This is a genomic window from Mesorhizobium mediterraneum, from assembly GCF_002284565.1.
In the GTDB taxonomy this organism is placed as follows: Bacteria; Pseudomonadota; Alphaproteobacteria; order Rhizobiales; family Rhizobiaceae; genus Mesorhizobium; species Mesorhizobium mediterraneum.
Genome location: NZ_NPKI01000015.1, coordinates 817,812 through 842,994 on the forward strand (window position 1 = coordinate 817,812; position 25,183 = coordinate 842,994).

General features: G+C 63.5%; 22 protein-coding genes. 12 read left to right on the forward strand and 10 right to left on the reverse strand.

The window, feature by feature from the left end; genetic code table 11:
* Window positions 1-6: 6 nt before the first annotated feature.
* The 8 genes from CIT25_RS13485 (at window position 7) to CIT25_RS13525 (ending at window position 10,180) form a co-directional block, all read left to right on the forward strand.
* On the forward strand, window positions 7-1,290 hold the full coding sequence (locus CIT25_RS13485) for a glycosyltransferase (RefSeq protein WP_095485126.1): 1,284 nt from the start codon (window positions 7-9) through the stop codon (window positions 1,288-1,290).
* Window positions 1,291-1,294: 4 nt separating this feature from the next.
* Window positions 1,295-2,680 (forward strand): glutamine synthetase family protein, encoded by a 1,386-nt coding sequence (locus CIT25_RS13490; RefSeq protein ID WP_167391051.1) that lies wholly within the window; start codon window positions 1,295-1,297, stop codon window positions 2,678-2,680.
* The gene (locus tag CIT25_RS13495; protein WP_095484971.1) at window positions 2,680-3,969 is read left to right on the forward strand and encodes an NAD(P)/FAD-dependent oxidoreductase; all 1,290 of its coding nucleotides are present in this window, start codon (window positions 2,680-2,682) and stop codon (window positions 3,967-3,969) included. Before CIT25_RS13490 ends, CIT25_RS13495 begins: the two co-directional genes overlap by 1 nt.
* Window positions 3,970-4,021: 52 nt before the next feature.
* A complete protein-coding gene (gene pcaF, locus CIT25_RS13500) occupies window positions 4,022-5,227 on the forward strand; it encodes a 3-oxoadipyl-CoA thiolase (RefSeq protein WP_095484972.1) in 1,206 nt (401 codons plus the stop codon).
* 164 nt (window positions 5,228-5,391) lie between these two features.
* Entirely contained in the window at window positions 5,392-6,423 is a 1,032-nt protein-coding gene (locus CIT25_RS13505; protein WP_095484973.1) for a BMP family protein, read from the forward strand.
* A 270-nt stretch (window positions 6,424-6,693) separates the two neighbouring features.
* Window positions 6,694-8,184 (forward strand): ABC transporter ATP-binding protein, encoded by a 1,491-nt coding sequence (locus CIT25_RS13515; RefSeq protein ID WP_095484974.1) that lies wholly within the window; start codon window positions 6,694-6,696, stop codon window positions 8,182-8,184.
* Window positions 8,184-9,239: an ABC transporter permease gene (locus CIT25_RS13520; RefSeq protein ID WP_095484975.1), complete on the forward strand. Its 1,056-nt coding sequence runs from the start codon at window positions 8,184-8,186 to the stop codon at window positions 9,237-9,239. The genes CIT25_RS13515 and CIT25_RS13520 overlap by 1 nt, the downstream gene beginning before the upstream one ends.
* Window positions 9,236-10,180 (forward strand): ABC transporter permease, encoded by a 945-nt coding sequence (locus tag CIT25_RS13525; protein ID WP_095484976.1) that lies wholly within the window; start codon window positions 9,236-9,238, stop codon window positions 10,178-10,180. The genes CIT25_RS13520 and CIT25_RS13525 overlap by 4 nt, the downstream gene beginning before the upstream one ends.
* A gap of 23 nt (window positions 10,181-10,203) precedes the next feature.
* Here the strand turns inward: CIT25_RS13525 and CIT25_RS13530 are convergent, their stop codons facing one another.
* From CIT25_RS13530 to CIT25_RS13540, 3 genes are all read right to left on the reverse strand, one after another.
* Window positions 10,204-11,088 carry an NmrA family NAD(P)-binding protein gene (locus CIT25_RS13530; RefSeq protein ID WP_095484977.1) on the reverse strand — a complete coding sequence of 295 codons (885 nt, stop codon included), beginning with the start codon at window positions 11,086-11,088 and terminating at the stop codon, window positions 10,204-10,206.
* 143 nt (window positions 11,089-11,231) lie between these two features.
* The gene (locus tag CIT25_RS13535) at window positions 11,232-13,451 is read right to left on the reverse strand and encodes a xanthine dehydrogenase family protein molybdopterin-binding subunit (RefSeq protein WP_095484978.1); all 2,220 of its coding nucleotides are present in this window, start codon (window positions 13,449-13,451) and stop codon (window positions 11,232-11,234) included.
* Window positions 13,452-13,454: 3 nt separating this feature from the next.
* The gene (locus CIT25_RS13540) at window positions 13,455-13,907 is read right to left on the reverse strand and encodes a (2Fe-2S)-binding protein (RefSeq protein WP_095484979.1); all 453 of its coding nucleotides are present in this window, start codon (window positions 13,905-13,907) and stop codon (window positions 13,455-13,457) included.
* A 243-nt stretch (window positions 13,908-14,150) separates the two neighbouring features.
* Here CIT25_RS13540 and CIT25_RS13545 point away from each other — a divergent pair, with 243 nt between their 5' ends.
* Window positions 14,151-15,131 carry an AraC family transcriptional regulator gene (locus tag CIT25_RS13545; protein WP_095484980.1) on the forward strand — a complete coding sequence of 327 codons (981 nt, stop codon included), beginning with the start codon at window positions 14,151-14,153 and terminating at the stop codon, window positions 15,129-15,131.
* 24 nt (window positions 15,132-15,155) lie between these two features.
* On the opposite strand, the gene CIT25_RS13550 is transcribed toward CIT25_RS13545, so the two are convergent.
* The 4 genes from CIT25_RS13550 to CIT25_RS13565 form a co-directional block, all read right to left on the reverse strand.
* The gene (locus CIT25_RS13550; protein ID WP_095484981.1) at window positions 15,156-15,476 is read right to left on the reverse strand and encodes a hypothetical protein; all 321 of its coding nucleotides are present in this window, start codon (window positions 15,474-15,476) and stop codon (window positions 15,156-15,158) included.
* Between the two features lie 4 nt (window positions 15,477-15,480).
* On the reverse strand, window positions 15,481-15,789 hold the full coding sequence (locus CIT25_RS13555; protein ID WP_095484982.1) for a YggT family protein: 309 nt from the start codon (window positions 15,787-15,789) through the stop codon (window positions 15,481-15,483).
* Between the two features lie 107 nt (window positions 15,790-15,896).
* Window positions 15,897-17,762, reverse strand: a complete 1,866-nt coding sequence (locus CIT25_RS13560; RefSeq protein ID WP_095484983.1) for a sodium:solute symporter family protein — start codon at window positions 17,760-17,762, stop codon at window positions 15,897-15,899.
* 14 nt (window positions 17,763-17,776) lie between these two features.
* Window positions 17,777-18,031 (reverse strand): DUF4212 domain-containing protein, encoded by a 255-nt coding sequence (locus tag CIT25_RS13565; RefSeq protein ID WP_095484984.1) that lies wholly within the window; start codon window positions 18,029-18,031, stop codon window positions 17,777-17,779.
* A 302-nt stretch (window positions 18,032-18,333) separates the two neighbouring features.
* Between CIT25_RS13565 and CIT25_RS13570 the strand changes: the two genes are divergently transcribed.
* The gene (locus CIT25_RS13570; protein WP_095484985.1) at window positions 18,334-18,966 is read left to right on the forward strand and encodes a hypothetical protein; all 633 of its coding nucleotides are present in this window, start codon (window positions 18,334-18,336) and stop codon (window positions 18,964-18,966) included.
* Window positions 18,967-19,030: 64 nt separating this feature from the next.
* Here the strand turns inward: CIT25_RS13570 and CIT25_RS13575 are convergent, their stop codons facing one another.
* Both CIT25_RS13575 and CIT25_RS13580 read right to left on the reverse strand, forming a co-directional pair.
* Window positions 19,031-21,160: a DUF294 nucleotidyltransferase-like domain-containing protein gene (locus CIT25_RS13575; protein ID WP_245329835.1), complete on the reverse strand. Its 2,130-nt coding sequence runs from the start codon at window positions 21,158-21,160 to the stop codon at window positions 19,031-19,033.
* 453 nt (window positions 21,161-21,613) lie between these two features.
* Complete coding sequence (locus tag CIT25_RS13580) at window positions 21,614-22,852, reverse strand: flavin-containing monooxygenase (protein ID WP_095484986.1); 1,239 nt, start codon at window positions 22,850-22,852, stop codon at window positions 21,614-21,616.
* Between the two features lie 290 nt (window positions 22,853-23,142).
* Between CIT25_RS13580 and CIT25_RS13585 the strand changes: the two genes are divergently transcribed.
* Window positions 23,143-23,388, forward strand: coding sequence for a hypothetical protein (locus CIT25_RS13585; RefSeq protein ID WP_095484987.1), 246 nt, complete (start codon window positions 23,143-23,145; stop codon window positions 23,386-23,388).
* Window positions 23,389-23,888: 500 nt separating this feature from the next.
* Window positions 23,889-24,836 (forward strand): LLM class flavin-dependent oxidoreductase, encoded by a 948-nt coding sequence (locus tag CIT25_RS13595; RefSeq protein WP_095485130.1) that lies wholly within the window; start codon window positions 23,889-23,891, stop codon window positions 24,834-24,836.
* Window positions 24,837-24,843: 7 nt separating this feature from the next.
* Here the strand turns inward: CIT25_RS13595 and CIT25_RS13600 are convergent, their stop codons facing one another.
* Window positions 24,844-25,182, reverse strand: coding sequence for a GYD domain-containing protein (locus tag CIT25_RS13600; RefSeq protein WP_095484988.1), 339 nt, complete (start codon window positions 25,180-25,182; stop codon window positions 24,844-24,846).
* Window position 25,183: the final 1 nt, after the last annotated feature.

Genomic DNA, 25,183 nt, shown 5'->3' on the forward strand with positions numbered 1-25,183 from the left:
ACCATAGTGACGCGCAAAGCCAGCCCGACCATCGCGCTGTTTCCCGAAGCGAGCTTTGGCGCGGCGCTCAATTGCGTCGGCATCGCGCAGGCCTTGCGCGCTCGTGGCGCCCGGCCGGTGTTCATCTGCCATGCCGGCTTCTCCGGCGTGTTTGCCGACTATGGTTTTCAGGAATACCAGTTGCCGACCGACGAGCCGCTGACCGACAGCGAACGCCAGAGCTATTGGCAGGCTTTCGTGCGCCGGCATCTGCCGCATTTCAGGCTGAGCCCGATCGACCAGCTCGAGACCTACGTCGCCCCGACCTGGGAAGCGATTGTCGACACCGCCGTCAATGCCGAGGCGCCGCTGCGCCAATTGCTGGCGCGGCTGAAGCCGGACGCGGTCGTGCTCGACAATGTCATCATGTTTCCGGCGCTGGCTTCCGCCGGCTGCCCATGGGTGCGCGTCGTCTCCTGCGCCGAGACCGAGTTGCCCGACCCCGATGTACCGCCTTATCTTTCCGGTCTCGCCGCCGACGACCCGAGCCGCGCAGCCTTCGAGGCGCGTTACCTGGCAGCGGTCGCCCCGGCCCACGACCGCTTCAACCGGCTTCGGGCGGATGCCGGTCTTGCGTCCTTGCCGAAGGGTCTTTTTCTCGAAGCTTCGCCCGACCTCAATTTGCTGCTGACGCCGACGATCGTGCGCAGGGAGCGGGCAGAGCCGCTCGACCCGGCCCGCTTCGTCTATCTCGAAGGCTGTGTCCGTTCGGAAGGGCCGTTCGACGTGCCGGTCTTTCCGCGCAATGACGGGCCGCTGGTCTATCTCAGCTTCGGCAGCCTGGGCGCCATGGATGTCGGCCTGATCGAGCGCATGCTCGCCGTGTTCGACCGGCTTCCGGCTCGCTTCATCGTCAATGTCGGCGGTCTGCGTGACACCTATCGCGCGGTTCCGGACAATGTCTATCTCGATGCCTGGTTTCCGCAGCCATCGGTCGTTGCGAAATCCGACCTCTTCATCCATCACGGCGGCAACAACAGCTTTTGCGAAGCTCTGCGTTTCGGCGTGCCGTCGCTGATCATGCCCTATTGCTGGGACGGGCACGACAATGCGCAACGTGCCGAGGAAACCGGCGTCGGCCGTCACCTCAGCCGCGATGGCTGGAGCGACGATGAACTGGAAAACGCCATCCTTGGCCTAATGGCCGACGGCGAAATGCGCTTTCGTCTCAAGGAGAATGCGGCCACCATGGCACGGGCGCCGGGAACGGACGCCGCCGCCGAAGCCATTCTCGCCCTCGCAAGGACGTGACCTGATGCTCAAGACCACAACAACGGATGCACCTGAAATGACCCCAATGGACGATCCGAAAGGATGGCTGGAGCAGCAGGGGATCAGGGAAGTCGAGTGCCTGGTGCCGGACGTGAACGGCGTGTTGCGCGGCAAGACCTTGCCGACGGCCAAGTTCCTGAAGTCGCTCGAGGATCGCGCGCTCTACCTGCCGAGCAGCGCCTTCCTGGTCTGCATCGACGGCCGCTATTCCGGTTCCAACGACGAGGGTTTTGGCTATCAGGACCCCGATATGCGGATGGTGCCGGATGTCGCGACGCTCTGCCTTGCGCCCGGCGCCGGAGCAGGCAGGGCCTATGTCTTTGCCGATGCGTTTTACATGGACGATCGGCCGTGGATGGCCTCGCCGCGTCATGTCCTAAGGGCCGTGCTTGATCTCTATCGCCAGCGCGGATGGCGGGCGGTGGTGGCGCCGGAGCTCGAATTCTACCTGACCGCTCCCAATCCCGATCCCGATCGGCCGCTGACAGCTCCGGTCGGGCGCAATGGCCGCTCCGAAACCGTGCAGCATCCCTATGACATGGCGGCGCTGGAGGAGTTCGAGCCGGTGATCCAGCGGCTCTACGACTACGCGGCAAAGGCCGGGCTGCCGCTCGACACGTTGATCCATGAGTCGGGCACGGCGCAGCTCGAGATCAATTTCCTGCATGGCGACGCGCTGCCGCTGGCCGACAAGGTGCTGCTGTTCAAGCGAATGACGCGCCAGGCCGCGCAGGAATACGGCATGCACGCAACCTTCATGGCCAAGCCGATCGCAGCACAAGCCGGCAGCTCCATGCATCTCCACATGTCGGTCATCGACGAGGCCGGGAACACGCTGTTTGCCGGGCGTGACGATGCCGACACCGAGATGTTCGGGCATTTCATCGGCGGCCTGCAGAAGTACATTCCCGAGGTGATGCCGCTGTTTGCGCCGAACGTGAACTCGTTCCGCCGCATCCGGCCGAACCACAGCGCGCCGGCCAACATCGAGTGGTCGCATGACAACCGCTCCTGCGGCCTGCGCGTGCCGGCCGGCGGGCGCGCCGCGCGGCGGGTGGAAAACCGGCTGCCCGGCGCCGATTCCAATCCCTATCTGGCGATGGCCGGCTCTCTGCTCTGCGGCTATCTCGGCGTCGAGGAAAAGCTCTCGCGCTCGCCCGAGGCATCGGGCAACGCATATCGCAGCAAGAGCACGCTGCCGAAAACCATGGAGGAGGCGCTCGACCGTTTCGCCGCGTGCAGTCCGGTCCGGGAGTTGCTCGGCGAGGATTTCTTCCAGACCTATCTGCGCGTCAAGAGCGTCGAGCTCGACCTGTTCCAAAGCGTCGTCACGAGCTGGGAACGCGATCATCTGCTGCTCAAGGTGTGATGATGGGCTTCAATTCCGGCCTGGATATCGGCAAGTCCTACTACGTCGCGACGGCCAATCCGGCGCCCGATCATCCGGCGCTGCAAGGCGACGTTGACGCCGATCTGGTGGTGGTCGGCGGCGGCTGCACCGGCCTGTCCGCGGCTCTTCATGCCGCCGAGCGCGGGCTGAAGGTCGTGCTCTTGGAAGGCGGCAAGATCGGATGGGGAGCGTCCGGGCGCAATGGCGGCCAGATCATCCCCGGCCTGCGCAAGGGCGCCAAGGGTCTGGTCAAGCTTTATGGGCCCGAACGGGCGCGGGCGCTGTTCGACCTCGCCTTCGAGGCGCGCGGGCTGGTGCTCGACCTGATCGAGCGCCACGCCATCGATTGCGACCTCCGGCTGACCGGCCACCTCGCCGGTGCGGTCAATAGCTCCGACCTGCGCGACCTCGAAGAAGAGGCCGAGTGCCTTGCCACCGTGATGAATTTTCATGACATCGAGATGCTGTCGGCAGCGCAGGCGCGCGGAATGGTAAACACGCCCTATCACGGCGCGATGTACGAGAAGCTCGGCGGCCATATGCATTCGCTGAACTATACGCTGGGTCTTGCCCGCGCGGCGGCAGCGGCGGGCGTCACCATCCACGAAAATTCGGTGGCGCTGCGGCTGGAGCGGCAACCTTCCATCCGGGTTTCGACGGCCAAGGGCTCGGTCCGGGCTAGGCATGTCGTGCTGGCTGGCGACGCCCTGCTCCAGGGGCTCGAGCCGCGCGTCAACAGCCGCATCATGCCGGTCGGCAACTACATCATCGCGACCGAGCCGCTGGACGACACGAGCGACGTCATCCCAAGCAATGTGGCCGTTTCCGACACGCGCTTCGTGGTCAACTACTACCGGCTGTCGGCGGATGGCCGCCTGCTGTTCGGTGGCGGCGAGCGCTACACGCCGTCGCCGCCAGCCGACATTGCTGGTTTCGTGCGGCCGCATATGGAAAACACTTTTCCGCAATTGCGCGGTCGCCGCATCGACCATGCCTGGGGCGGGCTCGTCTCGGTGACGACATCGCGCCTGCCTGATGTCGGCCACTATGGCGAGGTCTATTTCGCGCATGGCTATTCCGGCAAGGGCGTGATCCTGTCGACGCTGTCGGGAAAGCTGCTCGCCGAGGCGATCACCGGCGATACGTCGGGGCTCGACCTGTTTTCGACACTGAGGCCAATGCCGTTTCCCGGCGGCACCGCCCTGCGCGGTCCGCTGTATGTGCTCGGCATGCTTTGGTACGCCATGCGCGATCGCATCAAGCATTGAGGATCGGCAAGTGAGTCCGCACCAGGGAAACGCAAAAGAGAAAGCTGCATAGATGGCCGAAGCCTACATCTGCGACTACATCCGCACGCCGATCGGGCGCTTTGGTGGGCAGTTGGCATCGGTCCGCGCCGACGATCTTGGCGCGATACCCCTGAGGGCGCTGGTCGAGCGCAATCCCAGCATCGACTGGGCTGATATCGATGACGTCATGTATGGCTGCGCCAACCAGGCTGGCGAGGACAACCGCAATGTGGCGCGCATGGCGCTGCTGCTCGCCGGACTGCCCAAGGAGATTTCCGGCTCGACCGTCAATCGCCTCTGCGGTTCGGGTATGGACGCCGTGATCATCGCCGCGCGCGCCATCAAATCAGGCGAGGCAGAGCTGATGATAGCGGGCGGCGTTGAATCGATGAGCCGCGCGCCCTTCGTCATGCCCAAGGCGGAGACCGCGTTTTCGCGCAATGCCGAGATCTACGACACCACCATCGGCTGGCGTTTCGTCAATCCGCTGATGAAGCAGCAGTACGGCATCGATTCGATGCCGGAGACCGGCGAGAATGTCGCAGAAGAGTATGCCATCTCTCGCGCGGACCAGGATGCCTTTGCCGTGCGCAGTCAGGACAAGGCGGTCGCCGCACAAGCCAGCGGCCGGCTGGCGAAGGAGATCACGCCCGTAACGATTCCGCAGCGCAAGGGCGATCCGGTGGTTGTCAGCAAGGATGAACACCCGCGCGCGGGCACGACGATCGAGGCGCTGGCGAAATTGCCGACGCCGTTCCGGCAAGGCGGCACGGTCACCGCCGGCAACGCGTCGGGCGTCAATGACGGCGCCGCGGCGCTGATCGTCGCCTCGGAAGCGGCCGTGAAGAAATATGGCCTGACGCCGATCGCCCGCATCCTCGGCGGTGCGGCCGCCGGCGTGGCGCCGCGCATCATGGGCATCGGCCCGGTGCCGGCGACGCAGAAACTGTGTGCGCGGCTTGGTCTGAAGCCGACAGACTTCGACGTCATCGAGCTCAATGAAGCCTTTGCCTCCCAAGGCATCGCCGTGCTTCGCCAACTCGGCGTTGCCGAGGACGCGGAGCACGTCAACCCGAATGGCGGCGCCATCGCGCTCGGCCACCCGCTCGGCATGTCGGGTGCGCGCATATCAGGCACTGCGGCGCTCGAACTTCGCGAACGCGGCGGGCGCTATGCGCTCGCCACCATGTGCATCGGCGTCGGCCAAGGCATCGCCGTGGCGCTGGAGGGGCTATAAAACAAGATCAGGCGCCGGCCGCGGCTTGCCATGACGGGCGGCCGGCTGCAGCTTCCCGGCAAATTTGACCATGTGGACAAAGGTCGGACGCCGTTCCATAGTTCCCTCGCTGATAATTCAAAGAAACAGCCGGCTCGACACGGCGTCAATCAGAGGGGCATGCAATGGAAAATGGGAAGAGCAAAATCCAATCGAAACGCGAAGGACTTTCGCGACGCAATTTGCTGGAACTGGGCGCGCTCGGCCTGGCGGCAGCCATGCTGCCGGGCCAAGCCTTGGCGCAGGACAAGAAGCTGAAGGTGGCGGCGATCTTCGCCACGCCGATCGAGGAGCCATGGGACCACCAGATCCATGTCGCCCTGCAGAGGGCCGAGAAGGAACTCGGCATCGAGTACAAATGGTCGGAGAAGGTGCAATCGGCCGATTTCAGCCGGGTCATGCGCGAATATGCGCAAGGCGGCTATGAGCTGGTTCTCGGCGATGCTTTCGCCGCCGAGCGCGAATCCCGCCGAACCGCCAAGCAGTTCCCGAAGGTCGCCTTCCTGTTCGGCTCCGGCGCCGGGCCGGCCGAGCCGAATTTCGCAGTCTTCGACAACTGGATCCACGAGCCGGCCTATCTCTCCGGCCTGATCGCCGGAAAGATGTCGAAATCAGGCACGATCGGCGCCGTCGCGGCAATGGGCATTCCGGAAGTGAACCGGCTGGTCAACGCCTTCTTTGCCGGTGCCAGGGAGGTCAATCCTGATATCAAGAGGAAGGTCGCTTTCATCGGCTCCTTCTTCGATCCGCCGAAGGCAAAGGAAGCGGCGATCGCCCAGATCGACGCCGGCGTCGACGTGATCTATGCCGAACGCTTCGGCGTCATCGAAGCGGCGGTCGAGAGGAAAATCCTCGCCATCTCCAACATGTCCGACCAGTCGAGCCTCGGCCCGGACACGGTGATCACCGGCCCGGTCTGGGACATGTATCCGACGGTCGAGCACGCGATCAAGCTGGTCAAGGCGGGTGTCTTCACCGCGCAGGATTACGGCGATTTCTCGCGCATGGCCAAGGGCGGCTCCTTTCTGGCGCCCTACCACAAGTTCGACAAGACGCTGCCTGCTGACGTCAAGGAGCTGGTCGAGAAGAGGAAGGCCGAAATCCTAGACGGCAATTTCCGCGTCGATGTCGACGAGAACACGCCGGTTTCGGATTAGAGCGCTGTCTTTTTTGGGGATCTGGCGCTTGTCGCACCCCCCTCTGGCCTGCCGGCCATCTCCCCCTCAAGGGGGGAGATTTGCAGCTTCGCCGACAGCGCCTTTTCTTCAGCGTTGACGATTTGCGAAAGCCGAAGTGACATCCAATCTCCCCCCTTGAGGGGGAGATGGCCGGCAGGCCAGAGGGGGGCGCATCCGTCGATCAAAGCTGAATCGTAGAGCCAATTCCGATCAGGAGCACCCGTGCCGAGGCCCGCCCCACTCATCGAAATGCGCGGCATCTCCAAGAGCTTCGGCGCCGTCAAGGCAAACGAAGCCGTCGATCTGAGCGTGGCACCCGGTGAAATTCTCGGGCTGCTGGGTGAAAACGGCGCCGGCAAGACGACGCTGATGAACGTGCTGTTCGGCGCCTATGCGCCCGATGCCGGCGAGATCCTGGTTCAGGGCCGTCCGGTGACGATCAACAGTTCGGCCGATGCGCTTGCCGCCGGCATCGGCATGGTGCACCAGCACTTCCATCTGGCGCCGCGGCTTTCGGTGCTGGAAAACCTGCTGATCGGCATTCCCGGAAAGTCGGGCCGGATCGATCGCGCCGGCGGGCTGGCGCGGCTGGGGGAGATCGGCCGGCAGCACGGGCTCACGCTCGATCCGGACCTTCCCGTCTCGGCACTCTCGGTCGGCGAGCAGCAGCGTCTCGAAATCGTCAAGGCGCTGTTTCGCGGCGCAAGGCTGCTGATCCTCGACGAGCCGACGGCGGTGCTGGCGCCGACAGAGGTCGACGGGCTGTTTTCGGCACTGCGGTCGATGGCGGCCCAGGGCCTCGGCATCATCTTCATCTCGCACAAGCTCAACGAGGTCAGGGCGCTGACCCATCGCTGCGTGGTGCTGCGGCATGGCCGCGTTGCCGGCCGTGTCGACGCGCCTGCCAGCACGACGTCCTCGGAGATGGCGCGGCTGATGTGCGGCCACGAGATCGTTCCGCCGGCCAGGGGACCATCGACGCCGGGTGCCGCGGTGCTGACGCTCGACGATATCTCGACGTCGCGGCATTCCGGCATGGCGCTGCGTGACGTGTCGCTTGCTGTGCGTGCCGGTGAGATCCTTGGCATTGCCGGTGTCTCGGGCAATGGCCAGCGGGCGCTGGCCGAGGTGATCTCCGGCGTTCGTGCGCCCGATGCCGGCCGGATGACCATAGCCGGCAAAATTGTCTCGCGGTTCTCGCCGCGCGAGGTGCAGGCGCTCGGTCTCGGGCGCATTCCGGAAGACCGCATGACGACCGGGCTGGTCACCAACCTGCCGCTCGCCGATTCGATGGTGCTGCCGCGCATCGGCACCGACGCGTTCAGCCGCAACGGCCTGCTCAGGCCCGACGCGATCCGCGCCTTCGCCGAGGCGCAGATCAAGGCCTATGACATACGCTGCCCCGGGCCGATGACACGGGCCGGAGCGCTGTCCGGCGGCAATCTGCAAAAGGCGCTGCTGGCGCGCGAGCTCGCCTTCGACCCAAAGGTGCTGATCGTGTCGCAGCCGACGCGCGGTCTCGACATCGGCGCGGCGCGCTTCATCCACGAAAAGTTCCTCGACATGCGCGCCAAGGGCTGCGGTATCATCGTCCTCGGCGAGGATCTCGAAGAGCTGCTCATGCTCTGCGACCGCATCGCGGTAATGTACGAGGGACGCATCGTCGGCACGCTCGCCAGCGCCGACGCCACCATCGCGCGGCTCGGCCTGATGATGACCGGGGCGGAGGGTCACGGCTGATGTTCCGCTTGGAAGCCCGCACCAACACGCCCGCCTGGTTCAATCTCGCTCTGCCGCTGCTGGCGATCGGGGCAGCGCTGGTGCTATGCAGCGGTCTGATCGCGCTGGCCGGCGCCGGCGTGATCGAGGCCTATGGCGTGATGTTTTCGGCGTCGCTCGGCGACAGCTATGCGATCACCGAAACGCTGGTGCGCGCAACGCCGATGATCTTCACCGGACTTGCCGTCGCCGTCGCCTTCCGCGCCAAATTCTGGAACATCGGCGCCGAGGGGCAGTTGCTTGCCGGCGCGGTGGCGAGCTGCGCGGTCGGCGCCATTCCGATGCCGGGGCCGCTCGCCATACTTCTCATGGCAGTGGCGGGTGCTGCAGCCGGCGCTGCGGTCGCCTTGGTGCCGGCGACGCTGCGCGTAAAATTCAGGGTTGATGACGTGGTCAGCTCACTGCTGCTCAATTCGGTCATCTTCTACGCCCTGATGGCGCTGATCGAAGGCCCGTGGAAAGACAGTTTCAGCGGCTACCCGATCTCACCGCCGATCGAGGATTCAGCGAATTTCCCGGTGCTGCTCGAAGGCACGCGGCTGCATCTCGGCGTCGTGGCGGCGTTCCTTGCCGCGCCGGTCATCTGGTTCCTGGTGATGCGCACGACGCTCGGCTTCAGGATCAGGATCATCGGCGAGAACCCCGAAGCGGCGCGCTATGGCGGTATCCATGTCGAGCGCGTGCTGATCTCGACAGCGCTGCTGTCGGGCGCGCTCGCCGGCCTTGCCGGCGTCGGCGAGGTCGGCGGCGTGCATTTCCAGGTGATGAGCGACATCTCGCCGGGCTATGGCTATTCCGGCATCGTCGTCGCCATGCTGGCGAGGCTCAATCCGCTCGGCGTGGTGCCGGCGGCGCTCTTCCTCGCCGCCGTCATGACCGGGGCCGAAGCGATGTCGCGGGCCACCGGCGTTCCGGCCTTCCTCAGCGACGTCATCCAGGGAACCGCGCTGCTCGCCATGCTGGTGGCGCTGCTGTTCACCGCCTACCGCATCCGCCGCGTGGGGACAGCCAAATGAGCGTGGTGCTCGAACAGATTTTTCAGGTCGGCTTCCTCGCCGCGATCATCCGCATCGCCACGCCTTTGGCTTTTGCGACGCTGGGCGAGATGTTCTCCGAGCGGGCCGGCGTGCTCAATCTCGGCATCGAAGGCATCATGCTGTTGTCGGCGATGACCGGCTTCACCGCGACCAACCTCAGCGGCAGCCTGTGGCTCGGCGTGCTGGCGGCAGTTGTCACCGGTGCGCTGATGGGTGCCCTGCATGCATTGTTCACGGTGGCGCTCGGCCTCAGCCAGCATGTCTGCGGCATCGGTGTCACGCTGTTCTCATCGGGGCTTGCCTATTTCCTCTACCGGCTGATCTTCGGCCAGCAATCGGTGCCGCCGAGCATCAAGAGTTTCGAAACGCTGCCGATCCCTGTTCTCTCCGACATCCCGGTGCTCGGGCCGGCGGTGTTCAATCAATTTTCGCTGGTCTACATGGCGATCCTTGCGGTTCCCTTGGCCGCCTTCGTGCTCTACCGGACACCATGGGGCCTGTCGGTGCGCATGGTAGGCGAAAATCCGCGCGCCGCCGATTCGGCAGGCGTCGGCGTCATTGCGACACGCTTCCAAGCGGTGATTCTCGGCGGCGCCTTGATGGGGCTGGCCGGCGCCTTCCTGTCGATGGCGCAGTTCAACGCCTTCACCTTCGGCCTCGTCTCAGGGCGTGGCTGGGTGGCGATCGCGCTCGTCGTCTTCGGCCGCTGGGACCCCTGGCGTTCGGCGGGGGCCGCCTTGCTGTTCGCCTTCGTCGATGCCTTGCAATTGCGCATGCAGGCGAGCGGACTCGGCCATATCCCCTATGAGGCGTTCCTGATGCTGCCCTTCATCTTCACCATCGTCGCCATGGCGGTGATGTCTCGCAACGCCGTCGCTCCTTCGGCGTTGCTCAAACCGTTTCGCCGGGAGGAACGCTGACAGCCAAGCGAAATGCCGGGTCCTTAGCTGGCGACTGCGGGCTTCAGTACTTCCTCGCACCATTGGCGGAAGCTGGTGGGTGTGGTGGACTCAGGAGTACGCGGCTCGGCGGTATCGAGGTCTTCGTTCTTGGCCTCCAGCATGTCGACCATGGCCTGCGCGAAAGCCTCGGAGGCGCCGCGTTCGATGAAACCCGCTCTGAATGCCTCGAAGGAGACCTGCTCAAAGCGTACTGGTTTTCCCAGCACCTGCGACATGATCTGCGCCATGTCGTTGAAGGACAGGTCCTCTGGGCCGAGGATTGGGACACGGTCTTGTCCGCTCCAGGTGGGGTCGAGCAGCAGCTTGGCGGCGGCAGCGGCGATGTCCCGGGTGGCGCAGGTCGGGAGCTTGCGGTCCCCGGAGATTGGCCCGAAGAACATGCCCTGGTTCCTGATCGGCTCCATCTGGCGCAGGATGTTGTCCATGAACGAAGGCATTGTCAGCGCCCGGTAGCTCACGCCCGTGCTCGCGATCAGATCGTCCATCTTCAGCGACGCCGACACATGCCCAGCCTTCGCGGCCACAGCCGTCCCGCGGCCAAGGGCCGACACCGCGACCACCCGTTTCACTCCCTGGCTCTTGATCGCGTCGCATGCCGGCCGGCTGAAATCCACATAGGCTGCCTCGACGTTTTCGACGCGGACGTTCGGGGGCACCAGCCAGAACACGGCGTCGGCGTCAGCGAACGCCTGGTTGACGACCTCGATGTCGCAATGCGACCCCTGCACCACCTCGACGCGCTCGCGTGTGTGCGAGGACAGACGGGAAGGGTCGCGCGCGATCACCCGGATAGGCTCGCCGCTGCCGAGGAGAGCATCGAGGACTTGGTGGCCGATACTGCCTGTGGGTGTGGTGACGACGATCATATGGATCTCTCACTTCGTGTCGTGACCGCATTTCGCGATCGACGGGAATAGATAGCTCTCGCGTTCCCCGTCCGATGGCGGTCGCTTGAATCATCCAGACGACCGCCATGAGCGCAACGAGGCGAGGGTGAGCACCTCCCAATTCAGGCGTTGAGCGCCGCCAGCACGCGCTCCGGCAGGAACGGATAGTGCCGGAGCCGCACGCCGCCGGTGAGCCGCGCCACCGCGTTGGCGATCGCCGGACCAATCGGCGGCAGCCCGACCTGGCCGATGCCCCCGATCGGTCCCTCGGGCGTTGGAATCACGGTGACCTTGATGTCGGGCGCCTCGGACATGCGTATCACCCGATAGGTGTCGAAGTTCGTTTCCTGCACCTCGCCATCGACGATGTTGATCTGCTCGAACAACGCATGGCTGGCGCCGCCTGTGATCCCGGTAATCATCAGCGCTTCGATGTTGCGTGGTTGTACGGCTATTCCCGGATCGACGGCGCACCACACGGTGTGCACGCGGATCTCGCCGGTCTCGCGGTCAAGCGAGACCTCGGCGATCTCAGCGCAGTGGGAGCCAAAGGCATCGGAATAGGCGACGCCCAGCGCCCACCCGTCGCGTTGGCGGTCCCATTCCGCCATCTGGGCGACGGTCTCGATGACCTTGCGCGCCCGCGGCTGGTCTTTCAGGAGCTCCAGCCGAAGCGCCACAGGATCGACCCCCTTGGCGGTCGCGATTTCGTCGATGACACATTCGATGCCGAACCTGGTGTAGCCAACCCCGACCCCGAACCAGAAGCCTATGTCCAGGCCGTTATCCCTACGGATGTACTCGATCTGATGCGCAGGGACGGCATAGTTGAAATGGGCGCCCTCGGTCACCACACTGTCGTGGCCGCCTTCGCTCTCGAACAGTTGAGGCATTGTGCGGGCAAAAATGGAATCCGCCACGATGCGGTGCCGCCAGCCGATAATGTTGCCGTCGCCGTCGAGCCCGACCTGCACATGTTGCGCTTCGAGCGGCCGGTACTTGCCATGCTGGACGTCGTCTTCGCGGCTCCAGATGACCTTGACCGGGCGGCCCTGCACCGCCTTGGCGAGCGACACTGCATCGATGATGAAGTCGGCCTCGGCTTTGCGGCCAAAACCGCCGCCGAGCAGGGTGGTGTTCACCTTGACCTTGTCAGGGGTGGTGCCGGCCACCTCCGCGGCAAAGCCCTGGGTGCCTGTTGGGCCTTGCGTCGGAGCCCAGATTTCGACCGTATCGCCCGCCACGAGCGCCGTGGCGTTCATCGGCTCCATCGTCGCATGGTGAACATGGTCGCTCATGTAATCGACCGCGATGACCGTTGCGGCCTTCGAGATCGCGGTCTGTGCATCTCCTTCCGTGGCAGCGCTGACGCCGCTTTGGGCGAGGTCGCGGCCAATGCGGCGATACTCTTCCAAAAGCCGATCGCTGGTGTAATTGCGGATCCGCGACGACGTGGTCCACACGATTTTGAGCAGACCCTTGGCCCGCTTCGTCGCCTCGACCGTTTCGCCGATGATGCCGACGCCGTAAGGCAGCGGCACGATGTGCGTGATGCCCGGCACGGTCCTGGCTTCGGCATCGTCGATGATTGCCGGCTGCTCGCCCTGAACGGGCGCCCGCAGCACCGCTCCGTACAGCATGTCCGGAAGCTGCACGTCGATGCCGAAGATCGCGGTGCCGTCGACCTTCGAGGGTATGTCGATACGCGGCACCGTCAGATTTCCGATATAGCGCCACTGATCGCTCGGCTTCAGATCGGCGTCGGTCGCCTGCGGCAGCGGATCCGGAAGCGCGCCGGCCGCGGCGACCTCGCCATACTCCAGCGAGCGGCCCGACCGCGCGTGCACGACTCGGTTGGGCTCCGTGGTGAGTTCGCTCACCGGAACGTTGAGCATGTCGGCGGCACTTGCCAGTATGATCTTGCGGGTCTGGGCGCCGACCAGGCGCAACATTTTGTAATAGCCCCGCGTGGATTCGCTGCCGCCGGTGAGCTGCACGCCGTAAAAGCCAGGGTTGCCGTACTTTTCCGCGTCGGACGGGGCCTGGACGACGCGAACCTTGTGCCAATCGGCATCCATGTCCTCGGCGATGAGCAGCGGCAGCGTCGTCATGATACCCTGCCCCATCTCGGATGCGGGTGACACGATGGTCACGGTGCCGTCGGCAGCGATGGCCAGCCAGGCGTTCGGCCGGTAATTGCCCTCGAGCGCCGGCGCAACGCTGGCGCTCGAGGCATCCTGGAGCAGGCCTCCGAACGCAACTGCGATGCCGGTGGCGCCAACGGTGATGAGGAAGCTGCGCCGCGACAACGTTCTGGTATGCAGCTGCAATGTCTCGGTCATGGCTCAGGCCTCCCGAGCGGCGCGTTGAATGGCGCTGATGATTCGCACATAGGTCCCGCAGCGGCAGATGTTGCCGTCCATGTGTTCGACGATCTGATCGCGGGTGGGGTTGGGGTTGCTCTTGAGGAGCGCCGCCGCCTGCATGATCTGCCCGGACTGGCAGTAGCCGCATTGCGGCACCTGCTCGGCGATCCAGGCCTGCTGTAGCGGATGGCTGGCATCCGGCGACAGGCCTTCGATTGTCGTCACCTCCATTCCGGCCACGTCCTGAAGCAGCGTTATGCAGGAGCGCGTCGGCTCGCCGTCGACGTGAACGGTGCAGGCGCCACATTGCGCGATGCCGCAGCCGAATTTGGTGCCGGTGAGTTTCAGATGCTCCCGTATCACCCATAGAAGCGGCGTATCTGGCTCGGCGGCGAGATCCACCGCCCGTCCATTGATCGTGAACGCTGTCATGGCTATTGTTCCCTTAACCGGCGCAATCATCGGATTTCTTCCAGTGATGATGGCAACGTTATCCGCTCTATCCGTAGACATTTCTGTACTATCCACGACTATGCCATCATGAATATTTTAAGAATTTTATTATTACTTCAGACGTTTCCACATTGTCGGAGACGTTGTTATAAAGTAGCCGGTTGATGAAATGCGATCTATGCTGTAAAGTCCGTATTATCTTCGCAATCGTCCGGGAGGCCCATGGATCCGCTCTCAGATGTGCTGTCGCTGCTTAAGCCACGCAGTTATGTGTCCGCCGGCTTCGATGCAGGGGGAAACTGGTCAATCCAGTTCTCCGATCAGCACGAACTTATCAAATGCTACGCTGTGGTTTCCGGCGGGTGCTGGCTCACAGTGGAAGGTGTTGCCGATGCGGTGCGCCTGGAGAAGGGGGACTGCTTCGTGCTGCCGAGCGGGCGGCCTTTCCGCCTCGCAAGCGACATGACTTTGACGCCTGTCGAAGCCGGCACGATTTTTCCCCCCGCGCGCGCCGGCGGTGTCGTGACGTATAATGGCGGCGGTGATTTCTTTCTTGTCGGTAGCCGTTTTGCCGTCAGCGGCAATCACGCCGGCATCCTGCTGGGCATGCTGCCGCCCATCGTGCATATCCGGAAAGAAACCGATCAGGCGGCGCTGCGCTGGTCGGTGGAGCGGATGATGCAGGAGCTGCACGAGCCGCAGCCGGGCGGCTTCCTGGTCGCGCAGCACCTCGCCCACATGATGCTGGTTCAGGCCTTGCGCCTGCATCTGGCGGAAGGGCTGGGAGGTGGCGTTGGATGGTTCTTCGCGCTGGCAGATAGACAGATGGCTGCTGCGATCAACGCCATGCACGACGATCCGGCGCATCGCTGGACATTGCAGGAGCTGGCGGCGCGTGCCGGCATGTCGCGATCGACCTTTGCCCTGAAATTCAAGGAGATGGTTGGGACGTCGCCGATGGAATACCTGACGAACTGGCGAATGCTGCTGGCGGGAGACAGGCTGGCGAATTCCAGCGACCCAATTTCCGTCATTGCCCTGTCGCTCGGCTACGAATCCGAAAGCGCCTTCAGCACGGCCTTCAAGAGGGTCATGAACTGCACACCACGGCAATATGGCCGTGGCCGGAACCCCGCTTCCCCTTCAACGTTCAACACGCGCCCAGAGGACACGGCCGCTGCCCGCTGGCTGAAAGCCGGTTGATCCGGCCCGAGCCGAAGGGAAATCTCAGCCGCCGCTTAGCGCCCGCACCACATTCGGCAGCGCCGGCAGCGTCAACAAAACCGTGCCGGCAAGCCAGATAGACGAAACGACGATGCTTCTGGGCTGCGCCGACCAGCGCTCATAGAGCGCGGCCGGCACGCCGGCGAGCATGATGGTCATCGTCGACAGGATCAGCGCACTTGCCATGTAGACGATCTGACTTAGGGGGGGCGCCCAGGCCGGATACCAAACCGGATAGAACAGGAACACCATCAGCACCCAAGGCGAAAAGATACCGTTGACGATTGCGACCGCCATGACAGGCACAAGAGCGTTTCTGTCCATCGCCTCAACCCCCCTGTGAAGTCATCGGCGCGATGCCGAAATTGATCAGCAAGACGAGATAGCTGATGCGCAAGGCCATAAGCCAGAGCACGCTGAAGACGATCACAACCGGCTGGGTCAGGATCGACGGCGTGACGGTCCGCACGATCCGCAGGAATGGGTCGGTGACGGTCTTGAAGAAGCGCCAGATGTAGTTATCCCAGCTTTCGGGCACGAAGAGGCCGAGCAGGAGACGCCCCATCAGCGTGTACATCACCGCGGCAAGGATGAAATTCGGTAGGTGGAAATACCAGTAAGACCAGAAATCGTTCATGTGGATTTTCCAAGGAGCGGCGGCGCCGCGTTATGCCAGCGACGCCCCCGAAATGAAAGCGGGGTCCGTCGCCGGACCCCGCCTCGAGCGCCGATCGCTATGCGAGATCAGGCGATCTTTTCTTCCATCATCTGCTTGCCGCGAGGCACACGGATTTCCTCGATGAAATCCTGCATATCCCGGGACGGCGCCTTGGTGAGAAGGCTGACGATGATCATCACGGCGAAGCCCACCGGCAGACCAAAGGCCGCCGACGAAATGTTCTTCACGCCCCACCACAGTTCCATATTGGGCGTCGCCTTGTCGAAGTCGGCGCCGTACTGCGTCATGACGAGATAGAAGATGGTGATGCCGAAGCCAGCGATCATGCCGGCGACAGCGCCAGCCGAATTGGCCCGCTTCCACCAAACGCCGAGCACCAGGGCTGGGAAGAGCCCGCCGGCTGCAAGCGAGAACGCCCACGACACCATCGACAGGATGTCCGACGGCTTGGTCGATGCGACGTAAGCAGCCAGCACCGCGACCATAACCAGCAAGATGCGCGACACGATCAGACGCCGCGACGTCGGCGCGTTCTGGTCGATCATCTTGTAGTAGATGTCGTGGCTGAGCGCGTTGGCGATGGCCAGCAGCAGGCCGTCCGCCGTCGACAGCGCGGCGGCAAGACCACCGGCGGCGACGAGGCCCGAGATGACGTAAGGCATGCCGGCCATTTCCGGCGTGGCCAGCACGATCATGTCGGCGTTGAGGTTGATATCGGCAAACGAAAGTGCCGTCACGCCCTTTTCGGCGCAGGCCGCGACGATCGCCGCGGTGTCTGTCGCCGCCTTGCCGCAGATCTGCACGAGCGTATTGTCGGCGGCGGCCCAGCGCATCATCCATCCGGCTTTCTCGCCGATGTTTTCAGGCGTCAGGCCCGACGCCACCAGGTCGAGCATCGTCCACTTGGCGAACGCCGCATAGGCGGGCGCCGTGAAGTAGAGGATGAAGATGAACAGCAGCGACCAAGCGACCGAGACGCGCGCCTCACGCACCGACGGGGTGGTGAAGTATCGCATCAGGACGTGCGGCAGTGACGCCGTTCCGACCATCAGGCAGAGGATCAGCAGGAAGTAGTTCTTGGCATCATAGCCACCATGCACGAATGGCGTGATGTGGTGCACCGTGATGCCCTGCGCCGTCTCAAGCGCGGTGATGTTCGCCAGCGCCTGGCCCTGCATCAATTGCGGGATCGGCACGCCGGTCTTCACCGTCGACATCCAGATGACAGGGATGAGATAGGCGATGATCAGCACGATGTACTGTGCGACCTGCGTCCAGGTGACGGCGCGCATGCCGCCGAGCATCGAGCAGACCAGAATGCCGGCGAGGCCGACATAGACTGCGACGTTGAAGTCGATTCCCAGGAAGCGGGCCGAGATCAGCCCGGTGCCGAAAATCTGCGCGACCACATAGGTGAACGAGCAGGAGAACAGAACGACCACGCCGATCAGACGGGCAAGATTGCCGCCATAGCGCGCCGACAGGAAGTCGGGAACCGTGTAGGCGCCGAACTTGCGCAGATAGGGTGCAACGAGGATGGCCACGAGCACGTAGCCGCCGGTCCAGCCGAGCACGAAGCCGAGGCCGTCATAGCCGAGCAGGTAGAGCGAACCGGCCATACCGATGAAGGAAGCCGCCGACATCCAATCGGCGCCGGTCGCCATGCCGTTGTAGAGCGCCGGCACGCGACGCCCGGCGACGTAATATTCGCCGACATGCATGGTGCGGCTCAGGACGCCGATCACCGCATAGATGACGATGGTAAAGCCCATGAACAGGTAGCCGATTACAACGTTTTCGACACCCAGGGCGCTCAAGATAGCCATCAGGATGATGAAGGCTATGAAGCCGCCGGTGTAGATGCCGTAGATGCGGCCGAGGTTGGAGGTGAAATCGCCTCCGCCTGCCGTAGTCGCTGTCGTGTTAGCCATTGAAGTCCCCCCAATCATTCTTCATTGACATGATGCTCTTCGTCGATCGCGTTCTGGCGCCGTGCGAACCAGAACAGCATGACGACGAAGGCGATGAGCGAGCCCTGAGCGGCCATGTAGAAACCGAGCGGAAAGCCAAAAATGACGATGGTGTTGAGTTGCTCCACGAACATGTGGATGACGTAACCGAAGAACACCCACAGTCCCAGCATGACGAACATGAGACTCTTGGTCTTGTTCCAATAACTTACGCGGTCTGGCGTCGCCATAGCGTTGAACCTCCCTTGGTTGGCAGCTTGCGAACCGTCTCGAGCGCAAGGCGCCGTTTAAAGCTTGCCTCTTCCGCTAGCGCGGAAGTCCTCCGGCATATGTTGCGGCCAGGTATAGAAACAGCCGACCGTAACTTTATAGGAGTAACACTTCTTGCCGCTGCTGTTCATACGACTTTAGAATCGGTGGGAGGACTGGAGAATCGGTGAGAGGAACTTGGTGCGTAAGAGGGCTGGCGGTGCGGCGTGGCGGAGGCTAAACGGTTAACATCGGTTGGAAACAAAACCGAAGGGAGAGCGCCATGGGCCTGCTGAACGATTTGTTGCCCGAGTTCCTGCGCAAGCCGCAGCCGATCGGCAGCGTCGGCGAACTGGCTGACTTCATGGATTCGCGCGCCGCCTTCCTGGCGCAGAAAAGCATCGTCGAGTTCTGCCGCGTCAGGGCAGGGGTCTACTGGCAGAAGCTGTTCAGCGAGAAGGAGTTCCAGGCGGCGCTCAACCATTCACGCTGGCGCGCCTACCCTGCGTGCTATGCCATCGTGGCGGAAATGGTGGAGGGCGCGCTGCGCGAAACTGCCGGCTTGCGCCAGCGGGGTCTGCCGGCGGCGCTGGAAAAAGTGGCCCTGGCAAGCTTCTCCAAATATGCCGTTCCGGAGGGCTCGCCCCCCACTTTCTGGGAGGACGCCGCCGAGCTCACACGTCAGCGCCTCGCCGCCACGCAGATCGGCCCGCCGCGGCCGGTGCGCGAAATCCCCGAGCCGCTGGCGCGCACGGTTTTCGAGATGGTCCCGATCCACCCCAATCTCCTGACCAACGACTACGACTACATTTTCAACTTCCTGAGAATGAATCTGCTGCGCGCGAATGAGGATTTCCTTGAGCAGGCTGACCGCAGCGCCCTCGTCGATGAACTGCTTGGCGCCGCGCGCATCTGAGCTTTGTTCCTGCGCCGATATCCAAGGCTTCGCCTTCGGCCTTGCACCGTCCAAGCGCCGGCGGTTATGCGAACATCAGGTCCCGCATCAGGTCGGGTGCCGACTGAAGGCGCTTGATGAGGCTCTTGAGCTCTATTTGCTGCTCGCGCGTCAGGGCATTGATCTCGATGCGGTTGGATACCGGTATACCGGCGTAGATGTCATGCGTCTGCTGGCCGAGCAGCAAGCCGATCAGCATGGCGTGGCCAGCCAGCATCGCCTTCATGTCGCGCTCGCCGCCAATGTCCAGCGCGATCAGTTTCTCGAGCCGGGCACGTGTGCTCCGCTCACGGATGCCGTGGCGAATTGCAAGCGTGCGTGCGGTCGCGACGATCGGAAAAAGGCCATGCGTCTTGATGTCCAGCCGGCCATTTTCAAGCTGAAAGCCGCCAAAAACAGTGAAGGGATTGCCGGTTGTCATCTGCTCGCCGAGAAGCTTCGCGAACACCGGTTCGGCGTGGCCACGCTCATACGCATATTCGATGAACTGCGCGGCCAGCGTCGTGTCGCCGTGAACCGGCCGCAGGTCATAGACGATGTCGACGTTGAGCAGGTCCTCCGGCCGTAGGCGGCGAACCCAATCTTCGACGCGCCCCTTCCAGGTGTCGAGACTTCCGCGGAATGGGGCATTCGCGGCCATTACCCCGCCTTTGCAATACGGCACACCGGAAATGTCGAGCATGTCGGCGAGCTTGGCACCGAGAATTTTGAACCAGCGGTCTTCGGGCCCGTCCGGCTCGCCTTCTGCGAAGACGATTGCGTTGTCCTGGTCCGGGGCCATCAGGCTTTCGCCACGGCCGCCTGAGCCGAGCACGAGCGTGGCATAGGCGCAGGGCGGCGGGCCGTGGCCTTCGATTTGAATCTGCTGTTCCGCAAGCACGGCGGCGCGGCGGGTAAGCGAGCAAAGTTCGTCGCTGATGATTTCCGCCACCACGCGTGGGTCGATCGCTTCGCCGATGAGCGAACGCACCACGCCCGGCAGCATCGACCAGGTGGCCGCCAGTTCGGCGGCGTCCTTGGCATGCTCGATCGTGTCGTCGAGATCGATGGCAGCGGCGGCGCGGAGCCTCAGCAGGTCACGCGACGAAAGCACGCCGACCAGCATGCCGCCGTCATCGCGGACGGCGAGGTGGCGGACTTTCAGCCGATCCATGCGGCCGATCGCCCGATAAGCGAAGGCGGCGGCGCGGATGCTTATCAGCGGTCGCGTTGCGATGCTTGCGACCGGCATGTCAAAGGCGCGCTCGGCGTCGGACGATATGCGGCGCAGCAGGTCACGCTCGGTAACGATGCCATAGTCCTCAATCGGCTGATCCGGCGCTCCTCGGTCGGACACGAGGACCGAACTGATCTTGCGCTTCACCATGAGGTCGATGACCTGCCTTGTCGGCTTAGTCGACTTCACCACGACCGGCGGGCCGCTCATCAGGCTGCCGACGCGATGGCGATAGGCATAGGGATCAACCGGCTGAAACGCGGGAGCCTGGGGTCGCGACACCGGCTCGGCCCAGCCGGCGCGATGGCCGGCTTCGAGAGCGTCCGAAAGGGCAAGGCAGGCGACCTCTGCCTCTCCGAGTGTTCGGATGTTGCGCTTGCGCAACTCCGGAATCAGCGCGGCAAAGATGTCTCCCGCCGCGATCGCATCGCCCAGAGCCGAATGGCGGCCAACTATCTCCAGGCGAAGCCAGGCGGCGATCGTTTCCAGCGAATGGTCTGCCAGATTGGGATTTGCTATGGTTGCAAGAAGCCGGACGCACAGCGCCCGAGGCTTTTTCCAGGGCAAACGGGCGCGTCGGCATTCGCGCTCCCATACCGCCAGATCGAAGCCGATCGAGTGGCCGACGAGGATGCGGTCGCCGACGAACTCCTGGAATTGCGCCCATGCGTCCAGGAAGGTCCCGGCCCCGTCAACATCGGCATCCGTGATGCCGTGGACGAGCGAGACCTCGGACGGAATCGCTTCGCCGGGATCGATGAGGAGATCGAGCTGACGTTCCCGGACGACCTTGCCATGCGCGATGCCGACCGCGCCGATCTGGATCACGCGTGCCTTTGTGGCGTCGGGCCCGGTTGTTTCGGTGTCGACGGCCGCAGCCGCAATTGCTATCAGCGGTGTCGCGCCGGTCGCCGGCTTCAATTTCGTCCCTTTCGGCATAGCCGATAGCATTCCTCTGCCGGATGTCCCGGCTTGCCGAGACAGCGCTCTGTCGATGCCGGAAAGGTCGATCTTGCTTGCCCTGCAGCATAGCCGATCCCGGAGAGAAGCGCTGGCCGCGAAAAGACGTTGAACGCCGCGCAAGTGGAGGGCGGCCGCGATGTCGGCTGTAATGCGCCACAAGCGGTCATTTAGGTCCTCGCCTATCTTCGACTAGCTCGGGCCGGAAGTGGGACCGATCGCTTCCAGCGGTAATCATAGCAGACATTCAGTCGTGCAGGAGCGAAGTTATTGGCTGATCGTTGGGGGCCTTTGCCTTCGCTCAGTAGGAACGTCGCTAAGGGGCGAGACGTGACCCTGGTGGCGGCGCAAGGCGGTGGCTGGCGATCTGCCGGCCTCTGACACTAATCCCGGCCCTGACGGTCAAGAGCTTCTCGACTATGCCAAAGGCGGTCACGAATGCCTTGCGATATGTTCGACAAGGCGAGGTGCTTCCTCGGCGATCGCCAAGATGATGCCTGACTTGCGTGTGGAGGCGAAGTCCAGCCCTGCGAAGTAAAGGCCCGGCAGGGCGGCCACGCCATCCGCGTGAACAGGCTGTCCCGCGCTGTCGAGCGCACCGGGAAGCCTCATCCAACTGAAATCGCCCCTAAAACCCGTGCACCACACCACGCTCGTTACGCCGGAGCGGGAGAGATCGAGCGAACCGATCGTCGGGTTCGGCTGACGCATCGCGACCGTCTCCGCCGGGTCGGGCTCCGCAACGGGTGCATCGATCCCGGCGCGGCTGATATAGTCGTCGACATGGCGTTTGACATTTTCGGAGGCTTCATCCGCAAAGCGGGCATTCGCTTCGAGATCGTCGGCGAACGAGAGGCTGCCGCCATCCTCGATGCCGGTGAGGCGCCCAAGAAGCACGACACCCTGGGCGCTCAGCGCCTGAAGGCTTATCGTATGCATCGACCCGAGCACACCACGCGGCGGGATGCGTCCCGCAAATCGAATGACTTCCTCCCGGCGCACGTCGAGAAACCCGCTTTCGAGCAGCCAGACCATGATGTCGCGACCCCGGTAGCGCCGTGGGAGCCGTCCGACACGACTGGTCGCAAGGAAGACCGTTCGACCCACGTCCGCCAATTCCTCCGCGATCTGAACACCAGATTGGCCGCCTCCGACCACCAGCACCGCTCCATCGGGCAGATCGGCAGCGCTGCGGTAGCCGGAGGCGTCGATCTGGTGGAGAGCTGGCGACAACGCGGTGGCCCAGACTGGGCGCACCGGACAATTCAGGCTGCCGCTTGCGACGATCACATTGCGCGCCCAAAGCGTGCCGTGTGAGGTGGTCAGCCGATAGGCGCCATTCTCGTGCGTGAGTTCGCTTACCGCAGTATCCGGTTCGATCGGCAGCGCGTTGCGCCCGGCGAAATCCTCAAGGAGAGTAACGAACTGATCGCGCGTCAGAGCACCATCCGGATCCGGACCGTCATAGCAATCACCCGGCATGACGGTCTGGACGTTGGGAGTATTCATCCGAAATGAATCCCATCGCTGTGTGCGCCAGGTCTCTCCTATGCGGCCCCGCTCCAATACGGCGTGGCGCAGGCCCCGTCGCGCCAGCCAATAGCTGACACCCAGGCCGGCCCAGCCGGCCCCGATGACGACAGCATCGAGAACATCGCCGCCGTCAGTCATTTGCTGCGGTGATCTCATAATCGCCCCCCGGCAATCTCGCCAGCCCCGCGCAGCATTAAGCCCTGTCCATGGCAATGAGTCCAGCACCGCCGATTTCCGCCGCCGGCCGCGTCGATGGCCAAATTTTAGGCTGTGGCGCTCGCAAAGTGCGCCGGTCGGTCCGGAGCTGCGCCCGCACGTCCATCCGAATCCCGGAGGTTCACCCGTCCAGGCGGCATATTCGCCTTAAAGTGATTTGATACGGTCGAAGCGCTCGCACATTGTCGGCCAGTTTGTTGCCGAGGCAGCCGATGGACGAGATCAGGCGGGTTGCTGTGGGATGCATCGGGCGCGCCGTTATGTTCGGATCGCTTGCCATCGGCTGTGTCATGATCGGCTTCTCCTTCAACCCGGTATCCGCCTTCCGCGCCGGCGCGTTCCTCACGCTGACCATGGTTCTGGCGTTGATGTGGAAAGCCACGACCGCAGGCAGCTTCCTGGTGTCGCTCGTGCTGATGCTGTTCGGTCTGGAAGCTTACAGGCCGCCCAGCAGATAGGAGGCCGCTCCGCCCATCCCCGTCCCTCCGCCTGCAGGAGCCCGGGGTTTTTATCACTTGGCCGATCAGGCTCGGAAGCATAGCTCTAAGCAGAAAACAAACCAAATTATCATCATAATTGAGAAAAACATTCTAATAATCGCTGGAAAATAGCACTCGACAAAGTCTACTGATTTTATAGATTAACCGCCGAAGACGGAGGTCGATATGTCCTATTTCCAGAACGCCCGGACTGCCCGCAAAGGCCAAAGGCTTGGTTCTGACCAGACTTGGCGGCCGGCCTATGCAGGCGCCTTTGCCTATCTCGTTTTTGCCCTTGCGTTTGTGTTCACCGGAGCGGTTGTTCTGGGCCTTATCCCTTGACCATGAAGTCCCGAGCCGTCGGGCCCTGAATGATCAGGGGGTAGCGACCTGCCGCTTTCAGAATACCGGAGTTGAATGAACCGAATTCAGGTGCGCTTTTGCGCGCCCGTGATCCCAACGTGATGGAGGAGATGGCAATGCCGATCGAGTTCACGCATGTTCCCGGTAAAACTCACCCCGCCGACTCAACCGTGCCGTTTTTCTACGATTTCGCGGAAACCGCGACAAAGCTGTCGCTGGTCGAGGACATCGGTTTCCAAAAGATCGTCGTCGACGATCCGGCTGGGCTGCTGACCAATATGGATATTGCCGCCCAGGCGCTGAGCCGCACCTCATCTCTGGAGGTCGTTCTCGCACATTGGGCGGGTGTGATCGAGCCGACGGTGGCGGCGCGGCAATTGGCAGCCCTCGACGCAGAAAGTGGCGGTCGGCTGTCGCTCAGGATGCTCAGCGAGCCGCTGAGCGACGACGATGCCGAGGCACGTCCGGTCGGCCATACGGTCGTCTGGCAGCGGATCGACGAATATCTGGTGCTGCTGAAGCGGTTATGGTCGAACGACAGGCCGTTCGATCATGAAGGCGCCTTCTACAGCGTCAGGTCCGGGTATGTGCCGCGCAAGGGACCGCATGGCGCCGACATGACCATCCGCATGGGCGGACAGTCCGGAACGGCCCTCAGGGTCGCCGGGCGGCATGCCGATGTCTTCGAGCTGACGCCAGGTTCGCTCGACGAGATCCGGCAGCTGATGGAGCGGGTGCGCAGTGCCGCCGCCGAACACGGCCGGGCCGGCAAGCTGCGTTTCGCGCTTCCCGTCAGGATCCGTTCGGAGGACAACGCCGCCTGTCAGAAGGCGGTCGAAATTGCCGGGCCTCCGGCGCAGGTCGCGCTGGCGCTGCTTCCTTACGCGGCCTTGGGAATCCAGGAATTCATGATCGTTGGCGTCGACAGGCCACGCGAAATCGCGACGGCTGGCCGCGAGGTGATCGCGCTGTTGCGCAACTCGGTGGCGCGTCGCGAGGCCGATGCCCCGCAGCCCGAGGCGTTTGCGTCCCGCGTGGTCCGGGAAACACGTGCCGCAGGCTGAACGCTGGTTATTTCAGGACGCGTTCGACAATGTCGCCGAAGGTCGGTGGGTCGAACGCCGGCAGAATGAGAGGCTCGACGAAGCCGTCGCGCCGGGCCGTCAGCACATACTGCATCATGGCCTCGTTATCAGGCATTTCAAAAACCTGAACGAAGTCATAGGCGCCGAGCGTGGCATAGAAGGCGACGGATTTGCCGCCAAGGGCTGCAACCCGCTCCTCGCTGATTTTCCGGCGATTGGGGCTGCCGGCAAGCTCAGCCAGCCCCTTGTCGGTCAACCGCATCAGCGAGACGTAAAGCCGGCCGGTCTTGGCTGCGGCGGGTGTGTCGGCAGTATCTTCGGGCATA

Bases quoted from the DNA above. Each gene is read 5' to 3' on its own strand.
- CIT25_RS13600 (WP_095484988.1), bottom strand. From the start codon at position 25,182: ATGCCCGAAGATACTGCCGACACACCCGCCGCAGCCAAGACCGGCCGG.
- CIT25_RS13520 (WP_095484975.1), top strand. From the start codon at position 8,184: ATGTTCCGCTTGGAAGCCCGCACCAACACGCCCGCCTGGTTCAATCTC.
- CIT25_RS13575 (WP_245329835.1), bottom strand. From the start codon at position 21,160: ATGCCGAAAGGGACGAAATTGAAGCCGGCGACCGGCGCGACACCGCTG.
- CIT25_RS13580 (WP_095484986.1), bottom strand. From the start codon at position 22,852: ATGACTGACGGCGGCGATGTTCTCGATGCTGTCGTCATCGGGGCCGGC.
- CIT25_RS13515 (WP_095484974.1), top strand. From the start codon at position 6,694: ATGCGCGGCATCTCCAAGAGCTTCGGCGCCGTCAAGGCAAACGAAGCC.
- CIT25_RS13560 (WP_095484983.1), bottom strand. From the start codon at position 17,762: ATGGCTAACACGACAGCGACTACGGCAGGCGGAGGCGATTTCACCTCC.
- CIT25_RS13540 (WP_095484979.1), bottom strand. From the start codon at position 13,907: ATGACAGCGTTCACGATCAATGGACGGGCGGTGGATCTCGCCGCCGAG.
- CIT25_RS13490 (WP_167391051.1), top strand. From the start codon at position 1,295: ATGCTCAAGACCACAACAACGGATGCACCTGAAATGACCCCAATGGAC.
- CIT25_RS13545 (WP_095484980.1), top strand. From the start codon at position 14,151: ATGGATCCGCTCTCAGATGTGCTGTCGCTGCTTAAGCCACGCAGTTAT.
- CIT25_RS13570 (WP_095484985.1), top strand. From the start codon at position 18,334: ATGGGCCTGCTGAACGATTTGTTGCCCGAGTTCCTGCGCAAGCCGCAG.
- CIT25_RS13585 (WP_095484987.1), top strand. From the start codon at position 23,143: ATGGACGAGATCAGGCGGGTTGCTGTGGGATGCATCGGGCGCGCCGTT.
- CIT25_RS13535 (WP_095484978.1), bottom strand. From the start codon at position 13,451: ATGACCGAGACATTGCAGCTGCATACCAGAACGTTGTCGCGGCGCAGC.
- CIT25_RS13565 (WP_095484984.1), bottom strand. From the start codon at position 18,031: ATGGCGACGCCAGACCGCGTAAGTTATTGGAACAAGACCAAGAGTCTC.
- CIT25_RS13595 (WP_095485130.1), top strand. From the start codon at position 23,889: ATGCCGATCGAGTTCACGCATGTTCCCGGTAAAACTCACCCCGCCGAC.
- pcaF (WP_095484972.1), top strand. From the start codon at position 4,022: ATGGCCGAAGCCTACATCTGCGACTACATCCGCACGCCGATCGGGCGC.
- CIT25_RS13555 (WP_095484982.1), bottom strand. From the start codon at position 15,789: ATGAACGATTTCTGGTCTTACTGGTATTTCCACCTACCGAATTTCATC.
- CIT25_RS13525 (WP_095484976.1), top strand. From the start codon at position 9,236: ATGAGCGTGGTGCTCGAACAGATTTTTCAGGTCGGCTTCCTCGCCGCG.
- CIT25_RS13530 (WP_095484977.1), bottom strand. From the start codon at position 11,088: ATGATCGTCGTCACCACACCCACAGGCAGTATCGGCCACCAAGTCCTC.
- CIT25_RS13495 (WP_095484971.1), top strand. From the start codon at position 2,680: ATGATGGGCTTCAATTCCGGCCTGGATATCGGCAAGTCCTACTACGTC.
- CIT25_RS13550 (WP_095484981.1), bottom strand. From the start codon at position 15,476: ATGGACAGAAACGCTCTTGTGCCTGTCATGGCGGTCGCAATCGTCAAC.
- CIT25_RS13505 (WP_095484973.1), top strand. From the start codon at position 5,392: ATGGAAAATGGGAAGAGCAAAATCCAATCGAAACGCGAAGGACTTTCG.